The sequence below is a fragment of the Streptomyces sp. NPDC006798 genome (assembly GCF_040635975.1).
GTDB lineage: Bacteria > Actinomycetota > Actinomycetes > Streptomycetales > Streptomycetaceae > Streptomyces.
Genome location: NZ_JBEYIS010000060.1, coordinates 24,991 through 40,510 on the forward strand (window position 1 = coordinate 24,991; position 15,520 = coordinate 40,510).

Consider the following 15,520-nt stretch of genomic DNA (forward strand, 5'->3'; position numbering starts at 1 on the left):
GGGCGCACGGTACCGCTGGTTGAGCGCACGGCTTGGACGGGCCCCTGATGTGCGCCCCCTCAGTGCGTCAACACGCTCCGCTCCCCCGCCGCGACCGCCACCGGAAGAGTGTTGCCCGGGGGCGGCAAGGGGCAGATGAAGTGGTCGGCGAAGGCGCACGGCGGCAGCAGCGCCCGGTTCAGATCGACGGTCACCGAGCCGTCCGCGGCGGGTGGCCGCGGACGCAGAAAGCGGAAGCGGTAGCTGGTGTCCCCGCCGGTGGTGTCGGAGAACACCGCCCAGAGGGAGCCGTCGGCCTCGACCGCGGCGCGCAGGGTGTGTTCGGCGCCGTCCAGCTCGAAGACGATCTCTCCGTCGAGACCGAGTCCGCGGGCGCGGCCGTCGGCGTTCTCCACCCGGACCCCGGTCCGCTCGGGGTACGGACGGAACCGGCCCGGCAGCACCCGGCGGGGGTCGTAGGGGGTCGCCTCGATCCCGGCGAAGGCGCGGCGCGCGGGCGCGTCGGGGTCGAAGTCACGGACGGCCAAGAGCCCCTCCCTGACCAGCACCACCAGCCGGCGCGCGCCGTACGCCACCCGGGACTCGCCGATCGGTCCGTGGTCGGCGGAGAGCCGTACGCGGCCGGTGAAGGGCGCGCCGTCGAGGACGAGCCCGTCCTCCGGCCCGGCCGTCAGCCCGACCGCGTCCCCGTCGTCGGCCCAGCGCCCCGGCAGGCCGGGGATCCGCCCGTCGGGATGGTCGCCGAGCCAGTGGGTCCCGGTGAGCGAGAGGGGCCCGTACGGCCCGCCGACGCTCTCGACCCGCCGCGCGTGCCAGGCCCTCCAGCGGGCGGCGGGGTCCCGGGGCGGCGCAGTCTCCATACGCCCCACGATCCCACATCCCCGGGGCCGGGCCCCACTGGCGGAGCCCACACACTGGGACGCTCCCGGCGGTCGGCGGCCCCGCCGTACTCCCTACCGTCGCATCCCGCCCCACGGCCCGGTGGGTGGCTGCTCGCGCAGTTCCCCGCGCCCCTCAACGCTCTCCCCTCCCCCGTCCCTGGAAAAAGGGGCCCGCCTCCTGCCGAGGGCGACGACGAGAGCAACCCAGGGGCGCGGTGAACTGCGCGAGCAGCCACGACGGTGGTGCAGACCGCCGACGGCACCAGGCCGCCGGGCCAACCCGGGCCCGCGAGCAACCACCCACCGGGGGGACGGCGGCTGGCGACCGTTACCCGCAACGGCGCGACCCCGAAACCCCGAAGCCCAGCGGCAGGCGGCCCGTCAGCAGTCGCAGGAGCAGCACTCCAGGCAGTCACAGCACTCGCCCTTCGCGCCGCGACGGCGTCGGCGGGACCAGGGGCCCTCCCAGTGGCCACGGCAGCAGGGCTGGCAGGTGCAGCCGACCCAGAGCGCCGCCGCGCAGCCCGCGAGGAAGCCCCGGGGGCGGGGGGCGCCCGGGTCGGGGGCGCCGCCGGGGCCCGGGCCGGAGCCGCCGCCGTGGCCCGACGCGCCCGCGGCCCCGCCGCCGTAGGGGTCGCCGCCCCCGGCGAACGGGTTCCCGCCGCTGTACGGATTGCCCCCGCCGTGGCCCGACGCGGAGGCCCGGCCCTCGTGGGGGCCGAAGGCGCGGTCCACGGCCCGTTCCAGCTCATGGGTGAGCAGGACGTGGACCAGCCGGTCGTCCGTAAAGGTGACATCGCTCAGCGCGAGCTTCACGCCGCGCACCGCGTCGTCGGCGAGGCGGCGGGCCTCCTCGCGGGTGGCGCCGGTCGCGGTGAGCGGGTTCCAGGCGCCCGAGGCCGCGTCGGCGCCCTGGTCCTCGACGGCGTCCAGCAGGTGCGCGAGGCGTCCGAAGAGGCGTCCGGCCTCGACGAGGGGCGCGGCGTTGCCGGGGCGCCGGGCGAGGACGGCGGTGTGCGCGAAGGCGGCCGCCGTGGCGGTCTCGGTGGGTTCGGTGACCGTCAGCAGGGGCGTACCGGGTCCGGCGAGGGCTTCGATCCCCGGCTGCCGGTCCACGGCTTCGAGCAGGACGGCGGTGTCGAAGCCGAGGTCGGAGCCGGTGCGGGCGCCCCCGCGGTCCCAGCCCGCGGCCACCTTGCGGGCCGCGGCGGCGAGCGGGCGCCGGGCGAGCACCCCGTCCCGGTCGGCCACATGGTCGCGGACCTTCGCCGAGGCGAGGACCAGGGAGACCGCCGCCGCCAGTCGGGCGCCCTCGCCCCGGGCGACGGGCGCGGTCCGCATCCCGCGCAGCGGGCAGGGTCCGGCGGTGCGCCGGGACTCGGGGAGCCGTTCCGACTGAGCCTCCGTCAGGACGGAGATGACCAGCCCGTCGTAGTTGGTGGCGACCCGGGCGAACTGGCCGTGGTCGGCGCGGAGCGCCAGACAGAGGCCGCACAGATGCGCCATCCACTCGGTCCTGAGACCCTCGGTCAGCCGATGTGCACATGGCCTGACGATTCCGAACACAACATCCCCCCGTACAGCGCGTTCGCGGCGCGTCGCCGCGTTTCGGCCGCATCGTAACCACACCGGCGTACGCCTGTTGCGCGGCTCCGCCGTCACCCGTCCGGCTCGACTTTTATCATCTGGGCAGATAATGCGCTTTATTCGGGAAAGAACCTGACGAACCGCCACAAGTTCTGCACCAGTAGCGTCACGAATACCCCGCACGTCGGCTATCCACGTGGCACCCGATCCGCATGATGGACGACGATAGGGACAGGGAAGACAACAGACCGCCGGACGGCGGACCACGGAGAAAGGAGGCGTCGATGGGATCTGTGCGCAAGGCGAGTGCCTGGCTTGGGCTCGTCGAGGACAGCGACGACCGCTACTACGCCGACGGCTACGACGGCGAGTACGCCGAGGGCGCCGAACCCGGCGACCCCTGGGTCACCGACGTCCGGGCCGCGGCCACCTCCGCCTCCCCGCAGGAGGACAACCGCCGGATCGCGACGGTCTCCCCCACCTGCTTCCGGGACGCCCGGAACATCGGGGAGCTGTTCCGCGAGGGCGTGCCCGTGATCGTCAATCTGACGGCGCTGGAGCCCGCCGACGCCAAGCGCGTGGTGGACTTCGCCGCCGGGCTGACGTTCGGACTGCGCGGCTCCATCGACCGGGTGGCGACCCGGGTCTTTCTGCTGAGCCCCGCCGACACCCGGATCGTCAACGGCGAGGGCCCCGGTCACCCCCGGGACGGGTTCTTCAACCAGAGCTGAGCGACGGGCGTCCGGTTCTCCCGGCCGCCCGTCGCCCGGCCTCGGCCCCGGCTCGATTCGGCCGGGCCGACCCCGGTCCCCGGCTCTGCCGCCCGGTCAGCGGAAGGCGTCCTGGCCGGTGAGCGCCTTGCCCAGGACCAGCTGGTGCATCTCCACGGTGCCCTCGTAGGTGAGTACGGACTCCAGATTGGTCGCGTGCCGCATCACCGGGTACTCCAGTGAGATGCCGTTCGCGCCCAGCACGGTCCGGGCCGTCCGGCAGATCGCGATGGCCTCGCGCACATTGTTGAGCTTCCCGAAGCTGACCTGCTCGGGGCGGAGCGTCCCGGCGTCCATCCGGCGGCCCAGATGGTGGGCGAGCAGGATCCCCTTGTGCAGTTCGACCGCCATGTCGGCGAGTTTGGCCTGGGTGAGCTGGAAGCCGCCGATGGGGCGGCCGAACTGCTCCCGGGTCCTGGCGTACTCCAGCGCCGAGGCGAAGCTGGCCCGCGCGGCGCCCATGGCGCCCCAGACGATGCCGTACCGGGCGTGGTTGAGGCAGCTCAGCGGCCCGCGCAGGCCGGTGACCCCGGGCAGGACGGCGTCCGCGGGCAGCCGGACCGAGTCGAGGACCAGCTCACTGGTGACACTGGCCCGCAGGGACCACTTGTGCCGGATCTCGGGGGCGTCGAAGCCGGGCGTCCCGGCGGGTACGAGAAAGCCCCGCACCCCTTCGCCGGTCCCGGCCCAGACCACGGCGACCCCGGCGACGGAACCGTTGGTGATCCACGCCTTGCGGCCGTCGAGCACCCAGTCCGTGCCGTCCCGGCGGGCCCGGGTCCGCATCCCGGCCGGGTCGGAGCCGTGGTCGGGTTCGGTGAGCCCGAAGCAGCCGATGATCTCGCCCGCGGCCATCCCGGGCAGCCAGCGGGCCCGCTGCTCGTCGGAGCCGTAGCGGTGGATCGCGTACATCGCCAGCGACCCCTGGACGGAGACGAGGGAGCGGATCCCGGAGTCGGCGGCCTCCAGCTCCAGACAGGCGAGCCCGTACTGGACGGCGCTCGCGCCCGTACAGCCGTAGCCGGTCAGGGTCATCCCGAGGGCACCGAGCGCGCCCAGCTCCCGGGCCAGCTCCCGGATCACCGGCAGCTCCCCGGACTCGTACCATCCGGCGATGTGCGGAAGCACCCGTTCGGCGGCCCAGTCGCGGACCGTCGTCCGGACGGCGCGTTCCTCGTCGTCGAGGAGGTCGTCGAGACCGAGCGGGTCGTCGGGGTCGAAGGGCGGCGGCTTCACGGGCTGGGTCACGGCGGGGCCTCCGGCGCTCGTCGGCACGGGCGGTGGCCGGACGGCGACCGCAACCGGGAAACTAGCAGCGATAGTCACCGCGGCGCCGCCCCGTTCGGGTGAGAGCCGCGCCACGGCCGGACCGGCGGCACGGCGGCATGCGGCGGGACCGCCGTCGAACATCCGGGCGACGTTACGACCGGGTGAGGGAGGAAACCGCCGGAGACGGCCTAGGGCGTGTCTGACGGATCTTGCCGGGCTCGCGTGCCCTGGCACCGCGCCTCACCGCGTTGTCGTCGGTCGCCTACGGCCCCCTGCGCCTGGCGGCGCGGGTGGGGGCACCTCCCGGGCGGAGCCCAGGGGGCGTACCCCCACCGCGTGGACTCCCTCCTCCGCCTCGCGATCCACGGCACCAGACCCCGCTCGCTGATCCAGCCTGATCCGTCAGACACGCCCTAAGGCCGGGCCACCTCGTGCCCCGCGCCCCGGGCGGGCGGTACGGGCGCCGTGAGCCTGCGGGGCTCCGGCGTCCGGGCGGCCGGGAGGCAGCCGGAACCAGGCGCCTCGTCGGTGCCCATGGTCCTCGGCAGCCGGAGCGCCGCCACCGCGCCGGCCAGCAACAGCGCGGCGCTGACCAGCAGGGTCACCCGCAGGCCGTGGACGAAGGAGTCCCGGGCCGCGAGCCGCAGTACGGCCCCGGCGGCCCCGCCGAGCCCGTCCGCGACCTGGTACGCCTCACCGAGGGAGCGCTCCGCGGCGGCGCTCGCCTCCCGGGGCACCCCGGGCAGGGCGGCGACTCCGGGGGCGTACGCGGCGTTCATCACACTGCCCAGCAGGGCGATGCCCATTCCGGCGCCCAGTTGGTACGAGGTCTCCCCGATCGCCGCCGCCCCGCCCGCGTACTCCTGCGGCGCCTCGCTCAGCATCGACTCGTAGGAGGCGAAGAGCGTCGTCTGGAGCCCGAAGCCGAGCAGAACGAAACCGGTGGTGAGCAGGATGGGCCGGTCGTAGGGGCCCATCGCGGTCAGCAGCAGTACGGCACCGGCGGTGAGCAGGAAGCCGCCGCCCGCCATCCGCCGGGGGCCGATCCGGCTCAGGGTGTACGAGCCGGTGGCCCCGGCGGCCATCGCGGCGAAGGTCAGCGGCAGCAGCCGCAGCCCGGTCTCCATGGGCCCGAGCCCGAGCACCAGCTGGAGGTACTGGACGGCGATCAGCTGCAGCCCGACCAGGGCCAGCATGCAGAGCACCACACAGCCGACGGAGGTCGAGAAGGCGGCGACGCCGAACATCCGGACGTCGATCAGCGGATGGCTGCGGCGGCGCTGGCGGCGGACGAAGAGGACCGGCAGGACCAGCCCGATCAGCAGGGGCACGGCGGTGGCGACGTCGAAGACGCCGTGGCCGACGCCGAGCCGCTTCACCCCGAGGACCAGGCCGAGCACCCCGGCCGCGGCCATCAGCGCGCCCCAGACGTCCCACGGCCCGTCGAGGCCGCCCCGGGACTCCGGCAGCAGCCGGGCGCCCAGCGGCAGGATCACCGCCATCAGCGGGATGTTGATCAGGAAGACGGAGCCCCACCAGAAGTGCTCGACGAGGAAGCCGCCGAGTACGGGTCCGGTCGCCGCGCCCACCGCGGCGACCGCGGTCCAGATACCGATGGCGGTGGCCCGCTCCCGGCGGTCGGGGAAGACGGAGCGGAGTATCGAGAGGGTGGCGGGCATGATCATCGCGCCGCCGACCCCGAGCAGGGCCCGGGCCGCGATCAGTATCGCGGGCGAGTCGGCGAAGGCGGCCAGCGCGGAGGCCGCGCCGAAGATCCCGTAGCCGAGCAGCAGCACCCGGCGCCGGCCGACCCGGTCACCGAGGGTGCCGAAGAGGATCAGCAGCGCGGCGCAGATCAGCGGGTAGGCGTCGACGATCCAGAGCAGCTCGACCCCGCTGGGCCGCAGATCCTCGGTGACGGCGGGGACGGCGACATGGAGCACGGTGGCGTCCAGCGCGACCAGCAGCAGGCTGACGCAGAGGACGAGGAGGACGACCCAGCGGTTGGCCCCGCCGTCCGCGGCGCGCGGCCGCACCACGGCACCGGTCGTCCCTGCCATGCCTGTTACCTCCACTGGTTCCCTCGCACCCGGCGGACCCGGCCGACAGGAGGGACGGGGACGATCCCAGCGGCGTTCCGGCATCGGTGTACGAGTGAGCCGCAAGCGTACGCGAGTTCAGCGGCCCGTTGGGTGGTCCAGCTCTCACCGCCCGGCGCGGCGGAGTGTGGCGTACGCCACCCCGGCCTCCGGTTCCCGTATGAGAAAAAATTCATACGGCGATGCGATCAGCGGCAATTGGGGCGTCCCGGACCGGCACCGAAAGGGTTTTCCATCCGGTACGGCCCGGCATAACCCGGCCGTCCGGCGGCTAAACGGCGGGCGCTCTCCGGGCATTACGCCACGGCTGCTCCGGGATTTCCCGAATGGCCGTCTTAAATTCCGCGTCAAGAGACATACTCCACATCACATGGTCATCACGAAGCGGCCGGATCGGCCGGGTCGCACACTCACTCCCTGTAACGTCGATGGAGTGCGTACCGACCTCTTCGCCCGACTGGACCGGGAGCCGGAACCGCCGAAGATAGAGATCCCGCGGATGAGCCGCACCCGTCTCGCCCTCTTCGGCGGGACGGCCGTGTTCTATGTGGCCATCGTGGTCGCCGTATGGGCGTCCACCTGGCTCGTGCTCGTCGACTGGAAGGTGATGCTGTTCCGGCCCTATCAGCAGTGGCCGGAGCTGCACGCCCTGCTCGACTACTTCGTCGTCCTGGGCCAGCGCGGCCCCACGGCCGTGATGGTGGCGGCCTGGCTCGGCTGGCGTTCCTGGCGCATGCACACCCTGCGGCCGATACTGGCGCTCGGCGTCGCCCTCTTGCTGCTCAATGTGACGGTCGGCTCCGTGAAGCTGGGCCTGGGCCGTCTCGGCCCCCACTACGCGACACAGATCGGCTCGGCCGAGATGTTCGCGGGCGGCGATATATTCCCTTCCGGACATACCGCCAACGCGGTGGTGACCTGGGGAATCCTCGCCTATATGGCCACCACGCCCCGGACCCGCCGCCATCTGTCCGCGCTCTCCGCGACGGTCTCCCTGGGCGTCGGGCTCACCACCGTCTATCTCGGTACGCACTGGCTGAGCGATGTCCTCCTCGGCTGGGCGGCCGGGCTGCTGATCCTGCTCGCCCTGCCCTGGTGCGAGCCGTTGATCGCCCGCGCCGAGAGCCGGCTGCTGGAGCGCCGCGACCGCTGGCGGGCCCGGCGCAGGTCCCTGCCGTCGCTGCCGGTGGCAGCGGGCGGGCCCCGGCCGCATCAGGTCCCGCAGAGCGAGCCGGAGACCCGCGGTGTGCCCACGGGTGCCCGGGGTGCCGTGGTGCGACTGGGGGCCACCCTGCCCGCTCCGGCCTCCCCGGCCCGCCGACGAGCGGCGTCCGGTTCGTCGCCGGGCGGTACCGGGGGCACCCGTACCGGAGCGGTCCGTACGGGCGGCCGGGAGCCGGTCACCCCGTCGGGCGGCGGGCGCTCCCCCGGCTCCCGCACGATGACCGGGGGCTGAGCCGGCTGAGCCGTCTGGGTATTCCGCGGACGTCCGGGGGGTGGGTTTTCGGCCGTACGCCGCGACCCGCCCCCCTTCCTTTCCCCGGATTCCGGCCGCGGCGGGTCAGCCGCGCCAGCAGCGGATCACGGTGTCGTGTTCGACCTCGAAGTTGATCCGGCCGCGCAGATATTCCAGGGTGATGATCGCCCCCGGTGGCAGGGTTCGTACGGTCGTCCAGCCCCGGGCGCGGGCCCGTCGCCCGGCGGCGTCGGCGGCGAGGCCGACATATGCCTCCGTGGCGTCGTCGGGCTCGGCGGGCGGTTGCGGTCGAGATGCCATGCCCTCCACCGTAGGCGGCAGCGGACGGTGACGAAAGCCCGGGCCCCGGCCCGTTCCGACACCGGTTCCCGGCCGCGTTCCCGGGCTCCTTCCGTACGGTTACCGGATGCCCGCCGATCCCTTCCCGGGGGCCTTGCGGGCGCCGTCACCGACCGGGTCGTACGACGGTCGTTCGAGCGGAAACCCGGGCTTGTCGAACAGGTCGTTCGACGCCGCGCGGAGCGGTAATTCCACCGGAGCGGTCGATCACGGAGAATTCCGGCATCGAATTACCGATCGGTATCCGGGACGAATTGCCACCGGCCGTACGAACGCGTCCACGGGCGCCCCGGCCGGGCCCCGTAGGGGTGTGACCCGGATACGGGCCGAAGGGGCAATGAGTTGACCTTGAGGCCCTGATGGGCATCCGGGCTCACTTGGTGCTGTCGGCCTCGGCGAGGATGCGGTGGACGGTGGCGACCGACGGGTGTTCGCCCTTGTTCTCGCCCGAGGTGATGACGAGCTTCCGGGCGATCTGCGGGACGGGGACGCCGTTGGTCCGCGAGGACCGGGCGTCAGGGCTGTCCCGTAATCCCCGGCGGGCGCACGACGACGGCTACGGCACTTCGCCGCGTTGCCGAATCGTCCGAATACGCCCAGTACGAGGACGACTCTCCGCCGTGCGACGCACCGCGTCTGACGCCGTGCGCCGATCCGCCGCGGATGACGGGACAGCCCTCAGGCGGCCATGTCGTCGCCGACTGCCTCGGGCCTGCCGCCGTGTCGGCCGCGTTCGCGGGCGGATGCCTGGCCTTCGAGGGACTTCTCCCGGATGTACTCGCGTTCGGACTCGGCCATGCCCGCGAAGAACACGAACAGGGCGGCGCCGTGTCCGGACGGGTCGTAGAAGCCCTCATTTCTGCGAAAGGAGTTCATCGGACAGGCCGAGATGGCGGCGGAGTGCCTGTCGGCCGAGGAGGGTGACTGCGACGGCACGCGTGGTACCTATGGGAGTGATCCAGCCCGTGTCGAACGCGTGACGGCACAGGGCGGCGCCGACGGCGCCGGCCACGTGGGGGCGGCGTTCGGTCCAGTCCAGGCACGACCGTACCGATGGCCGGCGCGTGCCGGTCGGGACGGTGATGCCGAGATCCTCGAGCCAGGTCGCTCCGGCCCTGGTGAGCCCGAGTCCGTGCTCCAGGTCCAGCAGCCTTCGGTCGAGCATCGCATCGGTGATGGCGACTCCGACGGTCCCGGCGAGGTGGTCGTAGCAGGTACGGGCGTGGGCGAGGGCCTGACGGCGGCCAGACGCCGACAGGGAGCGGGGGGCCGGGGTGCGCTCGGGTGCCATGGAGGCGAGGCTCTCGATCAGCTCGGCCACGTGCGGACCGGCCAGACGCACATAGCGGTGGCGGCCCTGCCGTTCCTCAGCCAGCAGGTTCCCGCGGACGAGCGCGTGCAGGTGCTCTGTCGCGGTCGAGGGCGCCACCCCCACGTGACGCGCCAATTCCGTCGCGGTCCAAGCCCGGCCGTCGAGCAGGGCCAGACAGAAACCCGCCCGCGTGCCATCGGCCAGAAGCTTTGCCACGGTAGCCAGGTCGGGACCGGCTACATGCGCACGCTGCGTGTCCATGCGGTCCATTGTCCCCCATGACACTTCGGCCCCGGCCGAAACAACCGGTCCCTAGGCTTCTGGCCATGAACACGGCACCGCCCAGCACCCTGCCCGCACAGACAGTCGCCACCCACCTGGAGATCGAGCCGAGCATCCTGTACTTCGGGACGCCAGTGGTGCTCCTGTCGACAGAGAATCAGGACGGCTCGTTCAACCTTGCCCCGATATCATCCGCATGGGCCCTCGGGAAGACGGTTGTGATCGGACTGGGCCGTGAGGGGCAGACCGCGTACAACCTCGGCAGCCGCCCCGACCTGGTCATCAACCTGCCGGCCCCCGCCCAGTGGCCGGCCGTGGAGCGGCTGGCGCCACTGACCGGCCGGGATCCAGTGCCCTCCGGCAAGCCCAAGGACTGCCGCTTCGAGCCCGACAAGTTCGCCGCCGCAGGCATGACCGGCGAGCCCTCCCATCGGGTCCGGCCGCCTCGCGTCGCCGGATGCCCGATTCAACTGGAGGCCCGTGCCGAACGGGTACAGCCGGACGTCTCCGGGGACTTCGTCATCGTCGAGGCAGTCGTGTGCAAGGTGCACGCCGACTCCCGGATCGTCGTTCCGGGCACCGACCACATCGACCCCGCCGCATGGAGCCCCCTCATTTACAACTTCCGCCACTACTTCGGACTCGGCTCGGAACTCGGCCACTCCTACCGCACCCAGACACCCCGCAGCTCCGAGGGGCCTGCCGCAGAGCCCGCCCTCGCCGACACCGCGCCCCACTGAGATCAGGCGGCCCGGCCGAAGCCGGCGGCAGCAGGGCCCTGGTCCCGCAGCGGAGTGAAGCCGACGTCCGGCTCGGGGTCGTACGCGTCGGGCTGGATGCCGAGTTCGTACGTGGAGTACTCGCCGAACCGGTTGATGTGCTCGGTCAGGTAGGGCGAGATCTGGCCAGGTCCTCCGGGGTGATCTCCCGGCCCCGCGCGTCGAAGGCGGTGATGTACTCGCCGCGGGCGCTCTGGTGCCGCTGGGCGTGCGCGAGCGCGTCCAGCACCCGCCCGTCCTCCGAGGTGGCGGTGAACTCCGGCTTCTCGGCCAGGTCGAACATCACCGCCCGGTACCGGCCGATCCGCCCGTACAGCAGCGGCTCCCACAGGTTGCCGCGGTGGGCGGAGACCTTCTCGATCTGCCGGTACTACTGGGCGAACCCGCCGAACCCCTCCACCGTCTTCGTCACCGCGGCCAGGCCCCCGGCCTGCACGACCAGGGCCTTGGCGAAGGCGAGCAGGGCCGGGGAGACCTTGCCGCCCAGCCTCCGGACCACCTCGTCGGCCGGCGCCTCCTCGGCCGGCCCCTCAAGGCCGCCCTGGTCTCGGCGGTCATCTGGTCACCTCCGCAAGCGCCAGCCGGGCCGGGCCGTCGGCGTCGATGTCCTTGAGCACGACGCGGCGAGATGCAGCTCATGCGCGGTGATCAGCCGCTTGAACCGCGGATACGCGGTCCGCTCGATCGAGGTCACAATCCCGTCCCAGGCCGGATATCGGCTCGATATCGCCATCAACGACACTGAGCCGAACGGGTGGCGGGCCGGCCCCTTCGGGGATTCAAGATCAACGCATTGCCCCTTTGACACGTATCCGGGTCACACCCGCCGTACCGCCCCCGGCGGGGAGATCATCCGGCCCGGTCGATCGTCCGGGTGAACCGGTCGCGGACCACCCGGAACCGCTCGATCAGTTCGACCGGTTCGACGATGTCGAAATCCACCCCCATCAACATCACATGGATCACCATCACCTCCGGACTCGCCGCTCCCGTACGCAACAGACAGTGTCCGTCGTCGACCGGCTCCACCGTCCCGTCCGCCGGGGAGAGCGACTCACGGGCCTTTTCGGCGGACATATGGAGCCGGATCACGGCCCGGGTGCCGTAGGCACTGGTCGACACCCCCCGGGAGACATAGGCCGCCAGATCGTCGGCGGGCGGGGTACGCGGGGCGAACCGGGGCCCGTGCGGCGGGGTCGGCCGGATCCGGTCGGCCCGGAAGGTGCGCCAGTCCGCCCGGTCGACGTCCCAGGCGACGAGGTACCAGCGGCGTTCGGTGCAGACCAGCCGGTGCGGCTCCACGGTCCGCCGGGTGGTGGCCCCGCTGTGGTCCTCGTAGGCGAAGCGCAGCCGCTCGCGGTCCCGGCAGGCGTTGGCCAGCTCGGTGAGGACGGCGGCGTCGATCCGGGCGGCGGGGGTGCGCAGCAGCGGCACGGTGAAGGCGTTCAGGGCGCCGACGCGGCGGCGCAGCCTGGACGGCAGGACCTGCTCCAGTTTGGCCAGGGCGCGTACGGAGCTGTCGGCGATGCCCTCGATGCCCTGGCCCGCGGCGGTACGCAGTCCGACGGCCACCGCCACGGCCTCGTCGTCGTCGAGGAGCAGCGGGGGCAGTTCGGCGCCCGCGCCGAGCTGGTAGCCGCCGCCGGTGCCGGGGCTGGCGTCGACGGGATAGCCCAGCTCGCGCAGCCGGTCGACGTCCCGGCGTACGGTGCGCGGGGTGACGCCGAGGCGGCGGGCCAGCTCCGGCCCGGTCCACTCCCGGTGGGCCTGGAGCAGTGAGAGCAGGCGCAGCAGTCGTGCGGAGGTCTCCAGCATGACCGGCAGTCTGCCAAGGATCGCGGACCATCGCTGTCCTCGATCCGCGGTCCTCGGCGGTGCGGCCGGCGGATTCCGGCGCGGTCGGTTCAGCGGCCCCGGCGGATCCGGCGCAGTACGGCGGCCGTGAGGGACCGCAGATCGTGGACGGCGGCGAAGAGGAGGCAGAGCGCCCGGCGGCCGGGCTCGCGTACGGCCCGCAGCGGGCCCTCGGCGGCCCGGTTCCGGGCGATCAGCTCGGTGAAGACGGCCTCGTGGCGTCCGGCGACCGCGACCGCGTCGAACCGGGCGGAGGAGGCCAGGGCGGCGGCCCCGGCCCGGCGGCGGCGGTCGTCGTCGCCGATCAGCTCCAGCAGGGCCGAGGCGACGGCGCCGGTGTCGCCGACCGGTACCAGCCGGCCGTCCACCCCGTCCTCGATGATCTCGCGCGGGCCGTGCGGGCAGTCGGTGGAGACCACCGGCAGTCCGCAGCGCATGGCCTCCACGATGGTCATCCCGAAGGACTCCTTGCTGGAGGTGACGGCCGCGATGGAGCCCTTGACCCACTCGGGGTCCAGCGGATGGACATTGCCCATCAGGAAGACGTGTTCGCCCAGTCCGTGCCGGGCGATCCGGGCGGTGAGCGCCGCGTTCTCGTCGCCGGTGGCGTCGCCGCTGCCGTAGATCCGCAGCCGCCAGTCGGGCCGTTCGGCGACCACTTCGGCGAACGCGTCGACCAGGACGTCGTACCGCTTGACCCGGGTGAGCCGCCCGGCGGCGACGACGACCTTGGCGGTGCCGTCGGCCGGGGCCACGGTCGGCTCGGGGACCCCGTTGGGCACGGCGTCGACCCGGAGGCCGGGGAGCCGGAGCCGGGTCCGGTAGGCGCGGGCGTCGGCCTCGGTGACGGTGGTGACGGCGTGCAGCCGTCCGTAGCGGTAGCCGAGCGCCCGGCGGAGCCGGTAGCCGTGGCCGTCGAGGGTGAGGTGTTCCTGGCCGATCCGGACGGTGCCGGGGCGGGCCTGCCGGGCGATGTGCACATTGAGTCCGGGCCGGGTGCCGACCACCACATCGGCGTCCAGGGACCGCAGATGGGCCCCGATCAGTTCGTCGGTGAGCCGGCTGTACTGCCGGTGCCGTCCGTCGCCGCGCGGGAAGATCCGGGCGGGGCGGGCGTGGTCGGGGTGATCGCCCGCGTACCGCGGGCTCTCCTTCCGGAGATCCACCAGGGCGCGCAGGGCGACCCCCTCCGGCGCCCCCATATAGGGCGTCTCGCGGTGCCGGAAGACCGAGACGATCTCGACCTCGTGCCGTTCGGCGAGTGCCTGCGCGAGAGTGAAGGTCGTACGGATCGTGCCCCCGATGCCGTACGCGTTGTGGAGCAGGAACGAAATGCGCATTCGCGTCGGAGTCTCCGTGTCGCACGTCTGTGCCTCAAGTGGTCGGACCCCGACTCTACTTGTCGCGGATGCTCCGCCGGACCGGGTTCCGGCCATGCGTGACCCCGGCAACGGTCGCCCGTTGAACCTGTGTGAGCCGGGGAGCCTCCCGGCCCTGTGCGATACGCATCGAAAGCACCATCACGTTCGAGGAGCCATCCGTGCCCCGCATGCTCGATGTCAGCGCGGCCGTACGCGCCGAGCTAGGCGACGAGGAAGCCGACCGGCTGGTCGCCGGTGATTCCGAGACCCCGGCCGTCTACGCCTGTACTTCCTGCCGCACCCCGGGCAACCCCGAGCGGGAGCGGACCAGCACTGTGCTGTTCGTCGGCGAGGAGACGGCCGTCCTCGCCTTCGCCCATGCGACCTGCGTGCCCTCGCAGGTCGTCCGGCTCGCCGAGGAGCAACTCCGGGGAGCCGCGGAATCCATTACCGGTAGTACCGAGGAGCCCCCTGTGCCCATGACCACCGACCCCACATCCCTCGACACCGCGCCCGGCCAGGCCGTGCTCGGGGTCACCAGCGGCCTGATCCTGGTGGACGGGGATCTGCACCCGGCGCTGGTGGTGGAGCCGACCGCGCCCATCGCCCGCCCCGGCACCGCGGGCGAGAACGGGGACGAGTTCCTGCCGCTCCTGATCGAGCAGGGCTTCGCCCCGGTCCACGACGTCAACGAGGTCCCCGGCACCCTCGACGGCTGGTCGGTCCTGCTGGCCGTGGGCCGGCTGCACGCGATCCTCCAGCCGGGCGCGGTCGCCTGGTGGAAGGCCCATCAGCCGCTCCAGGTCACCGACGGCTGGCGGACGGCGGTGAACAAGTCCCACAAGGTGCTGGTGTTCTGCGCGCCGGTGGGCTCGATCGGCCAGCAGCCGCGGGAGGACCTGCTGCGGGACGCCCTGGAGAAGGCGGCGGCGGGCGGGCGGCTGGTCGCCGCCGCGATGCCGCTGGCGGGTACGTGACCCGCTGACCCCGTGCCCCGGCCGCGCCCCCGCCCGGGGCGCGGCCGGGGCGAGGGGGGGGCGCGGCCGGGTGGTTCCGCCGCGGCGGCAGTGACGGGCCGGGGGCATGGGTCGTTGCAGGTACGTGCAGACCTACGACCCCATCCGCCAGCCGTATCCGAGTCCGATCCCCGGCATGCGCCCCGCGCACGAGGCGGAGGAGTTCTCCCCTACGCCCATCTTCGACGCGCTGTACGCCGAGTACCGCAGGTCGTTCCGGGCACTGCCCGGGGACCGGACGGGCGAGGAGCATCTGGGCTTCCTCGCCTTCTCCACCCAGGCCACGGGCCGGGCCGGGGGCCGGCTGCCGTACGCGGGCGCGGGGTGGCAGCCGTATCCCGTACGGCACTATCCGGCGCTCCCCCCGGCACCCCGCCGGGGCCACTGACCCACAGCCGGGGTCGGTGGTACGACGAGGAGGGGGGGGGCCCGCCCCCGGGGGGGGGGCCGCCCGGGGGGGAGATTAGTCCGGCGTTGGGGGGGGGGGGGCCGAC

The 15,520-nt window shown here is 73.1% G+C and carries 16 protein-coding genes; 5 read left to right on the forward strand and 11 right to left on the reverse strand.

Annotated features, from left to right (window positions below):
* Positions 1-59 precede the first annotated feature (59 nt).
* Together ABZ714_RS29745 and ABZ714_RS29750 are read right to left on the reverse strand one after the other, a co-directional pair.
* Positions 60-860 carry a DUF1684 domain-containing protein gene (locus ABZ714_RS29745; protein WP_358828451.1) on the reverse strand — a complete coding sequence of 267 codons (801 nt, stop codon included), beginning with the start codon at positions 858-860 and terminating at the stop codon, positions 60-62.
* 402 nt (positions 861-1,262) lie between these two features.
* The gene (locus ABZ714_RS29750; protein WP_358828452.1) at positions 1,263-2,447 is read right to left on the reverse strand and encodes a DUF5685 family protein; all 1,185 of its coding nucleotides are present in this window, start codon (positions 2,445-2,447) and stop codon (positions 1,263-1,265) included.
* Between the two features lie 305 nt (positions 2,448-2,752).
* On the opposite strand from ABZ714_RS29750, the gene sepF reads away from it, so the two are divergent.
* Complete coding sequence (gene sepF / locus ABZ714_RS29755) at positions 2,753-3,199, forward strand: cell division protein SepF (protein ID WP_358828453.1); 447 nt, start codon at positions 2,753-2,755, stop codon at positions 3,197-3,199.
* A gap of 96 nt (positions 3,200-3,295) precedes the next feature.
* Here sepF and ABZ714_RS29760 read toward each other — a convergent pair whose 3' ends face one another.
* Both ABZ714_RS29760 and ABZ714_RS29765 read right to left on the reverse strand, forming a co-directional pair.
* A complete protein-coding gene (locus ABZ714_RS29760; RefSeq protein ID WP_358828454.1) occupies positions 3,296-4,486 on the reverse strand; it encodes an acyl-CoA dehydrogenase family protein in 1,191 nt (396 codons plus the stop codon).
* Positions 4,487-4,920: 434 nt separating this feature from the next.
* Positions 4,921-6,567 carry an MFS transporter gene (locus ABZ714_RS29765; protein WP_358828455.1) on the reverse strand — a complete coding sequence of 549 codons (1,647 nt, stop codon included), beginning with the start codon at positions 6,565-6,567 and terminating at the stop codon, positions 4,921-4,923.
* A 472-nt stretch (positions 6,568-7,039) separates the two neighbouring features.
* Between ABZ714_RS29765 and ABZ714_RS29770 the strand changes: the two genes are divergently transcribed.
* Positions 7,040-8,062: a phosphatase PAP2 family protein gene (locus tag ABZ714_RS29770; protein ID WP_358828456.1), complete on the forward strand. Its 1,023-nt coding sequence runs from the start codon at positions 7,040-7,042 to the stop codon at positions 8,060-8,062.
* 105 nt (positions 8,063-8,167) lie between these two features.
* On the opposite strand, the gene ABZ714_RS29775 is transcribed toward ABZ714_RS29770, so the two are convergent.
* The 3 genes from ABZ714_RS29775 to ABZ714_RS29785 form a co-directional block, all read right to left on the reverse strand.
* Positions 8,168-8,383, reverse strand: a complete 216-nt coding sequence (locus ABZ714_RS29775; protein WP_358828457.1) for an I78 family peptidase inhibitor — start codon at positions 8,381-8,383, stop codon at positions 8,168-8,170.
* Between the two features lie 717 nt (positions 8,384-9,100).
* The gene (locus tag ABZ714_RS29780) at positions 9,101-9,298 is read right to left on the reverse strand and encodes a recombinase family protein (RefSeq protein WP_358828458.1); all 198 of its coding nucleotides are present in this window, start codon (positions 9,296-9,298) and stop codon (positions 9,101-9,103) included.
* Complete coding sequence (locus ABZ714_RS29785) at positions 9,276-10,004, reverse strand: winged helix-turn-helix domain-containing protein (RefSeq protein WP_358828459.1); 729 nt, start codon at positions 10,002-10,004, stop codon at positions 9,276-9,278. The genes ABZ714_RS29780 and ABZ714_RS29785 overlap by 23 nt, the downstream gene beginning before the upstream one ends.
* Positions 10,005-10,060: 56 nt before the next feature.
* Between ABZ714_RS29785 and ABZ714_RS29790 the strand changes: the two genes are divergently transcribed.
* On the forward strand, positions 10,061-10,756 hold the full coding sequence (locus ABZ714_RS29790; protein WP_358828460.1) for a flavin reductase family protein: 696 nt from the start codon (positions 10,061-10,063) through the stop codon (positions 10,754-10,756).
* 145 nt (positions 10,757-10,901) lie between these two features.
* Here ABZ714_RS29790 and ABZ714_RS29795 read toward each other — a convergent pair whose 3' ends face one another.
* The 4 genes from ABZ714_RS29795 to ABZ714_RS29810 all read right to left on the reverse strand — a co-directional run bounded on the left by ABZ714_RS29795 (position 10,902) and on the right by ABZ714_RS29810 (position 13,989).
* Positions 10,902-11,078 (reverse strand): hypothetical protein, encoded by a 177-nt coding sequence (locus ABZ714_RS29795; protein ID WP_358828461.1) that lies wholly within the window; start codon positions 11,076-11,078, stop codon positions 10,902-10,904.
* A gap of 87 nt (positions 11,079-11,165) precedes the next feature.
* Positions 11,166-11,294, reverse strand: a complete 129-nt coding sequence (locus ABZ714_RS29800; protein ID WP_358828462.1) for a hypothetical protein — start codon at positions 11,292-11,294, stop codon at positions 11,166-11,168.
* Between the two features lie 350 nt (positions 11,295-11,644).
* Positions 11,645-12,610, reverse strand: a complete 966-nt coding sequence (locus tag ABZ714_RS29805; protein WP_358828463.1) for a YafY family protein — start codon at positions 12,608-12,610, stop codon at positions 11,645-11,647.
* 89 nt (positions 12,611-12,699) lie between these two features.
* On the reverse strand, positions 12,700-13,989 hold the full coding sequence (locus ABZ714_RS29810; protein WP_358828464.1) for a glycosyltransferase: 1,290 nt from the start codon (positions 13,987-13,989) through the stop codon (positions 12,700-12,702).
* 209 nt (positions 13,990-14,198) lie between these two features.
* On the opposite strand from ABZ714_RS29810, the gene ABZ714_RS29815 reads away from it, so the two are divergent.
* The gene (locus ABZ714_RS29815) at positions 14,199-14,987 is read left to right on the forward strand and encodes a hypothetical protein (protein ID WP_358828469.1); all 789 of its coding nucleotides are present in this window, start codon (positions 14,199-14,201) and stop codon (positions 14,985-14,987) included.
* A gap of 124 nt (positions 14,988-15,111) precedes the next feature.
* Complete coding sequence (locus tag ABZ714_RS29820) at positions 15,112-15,414, forward strand: hypothetical protein (protein WP_358828465.1); 303 nt, start codon at positions 15,112-15,114, stop codon at positions 15,412-15,414.
* Positions 15,415-15,520 lie beyond the last annotated feature (106 nt).

Coding starts and splice junctions, on each gene's coding strand:
- ABZ714_RS29745 (WP_358828451.1), bottom strand. CDS start 860: ATGGAGACTGCGCCGCCCCGGGACCCCGCCGCCCGCTGGAGGGCCTGG.
- sepF (WP_358828453.1), top strand. CDS start 2,753: ATGGGATCTGTGCGCAAGGCGAGTGCCTGGCTTGGGCTCGTCGAGGAC.
- ABZ714_RS29765 (WP_358828455.1), bottom strand. CDS start 6,567: ATGGCAGGGACGACCGGTGCCGTGGTGCGGCCGCGCGCCGCGGACGGC.
- ABZ714_RS29775 (WP_358828457.1), bottom strand. CDS start 8,383: ATGGCATCTCGACCGCAACCGCCCGCCGAGCCCGACGACGCCACGGAG.
- ABZ714_RS29780 (WP_358828458.1), bottom strand. CDS start 9,298: ATGAACTCCTTTCGCAGAAATGAGGGCTTCTACGACCCGTCCGGACAC.
- ABZ714_RS29785 (WP_358828459.1), bottom strand. CDS start 10,004: ATGGACCGCATGGACACGCAGCGTGCGCATGTAGCCGGTCCCGACCTG.
- ABZ714_RS29790 (WP_358828460.1), top strand. CDS start 10,061: ATGAACACGGCACCGCCCAGCACCCTGCCCGCACAGACAGTCGCCACC.
- ABZ714_RS29795 (WP_358828461.1), bottom strand. CDS start 11,078: ATGTTCGACCTGGCCGAGAAGCCGGAGTTCACCGCCACCTCGGAGGAC.
- ABZ714_RS29805 (WP_358828463.1), bottom strand. CDS start 12,610: ATGCTGGAGACCTCCGCACGACTGCTGCGCCTGCTCTCACTGCTCCAG.
- ABZ714_RS29810 (WP_358828464.1), bottom strand. CDS start 13,989: ATGCGCATTTCGTTCCTGCTCCACAACGCGTACGGCATCGGGGGCACG.
- ABZ714_RS29815 (WP_358828469.1), top strand. CDS start 14,199: ATGCTCGATGTCAGCGCGGCCGTACGCGCCGAGCTAGGCGACGAGGAA.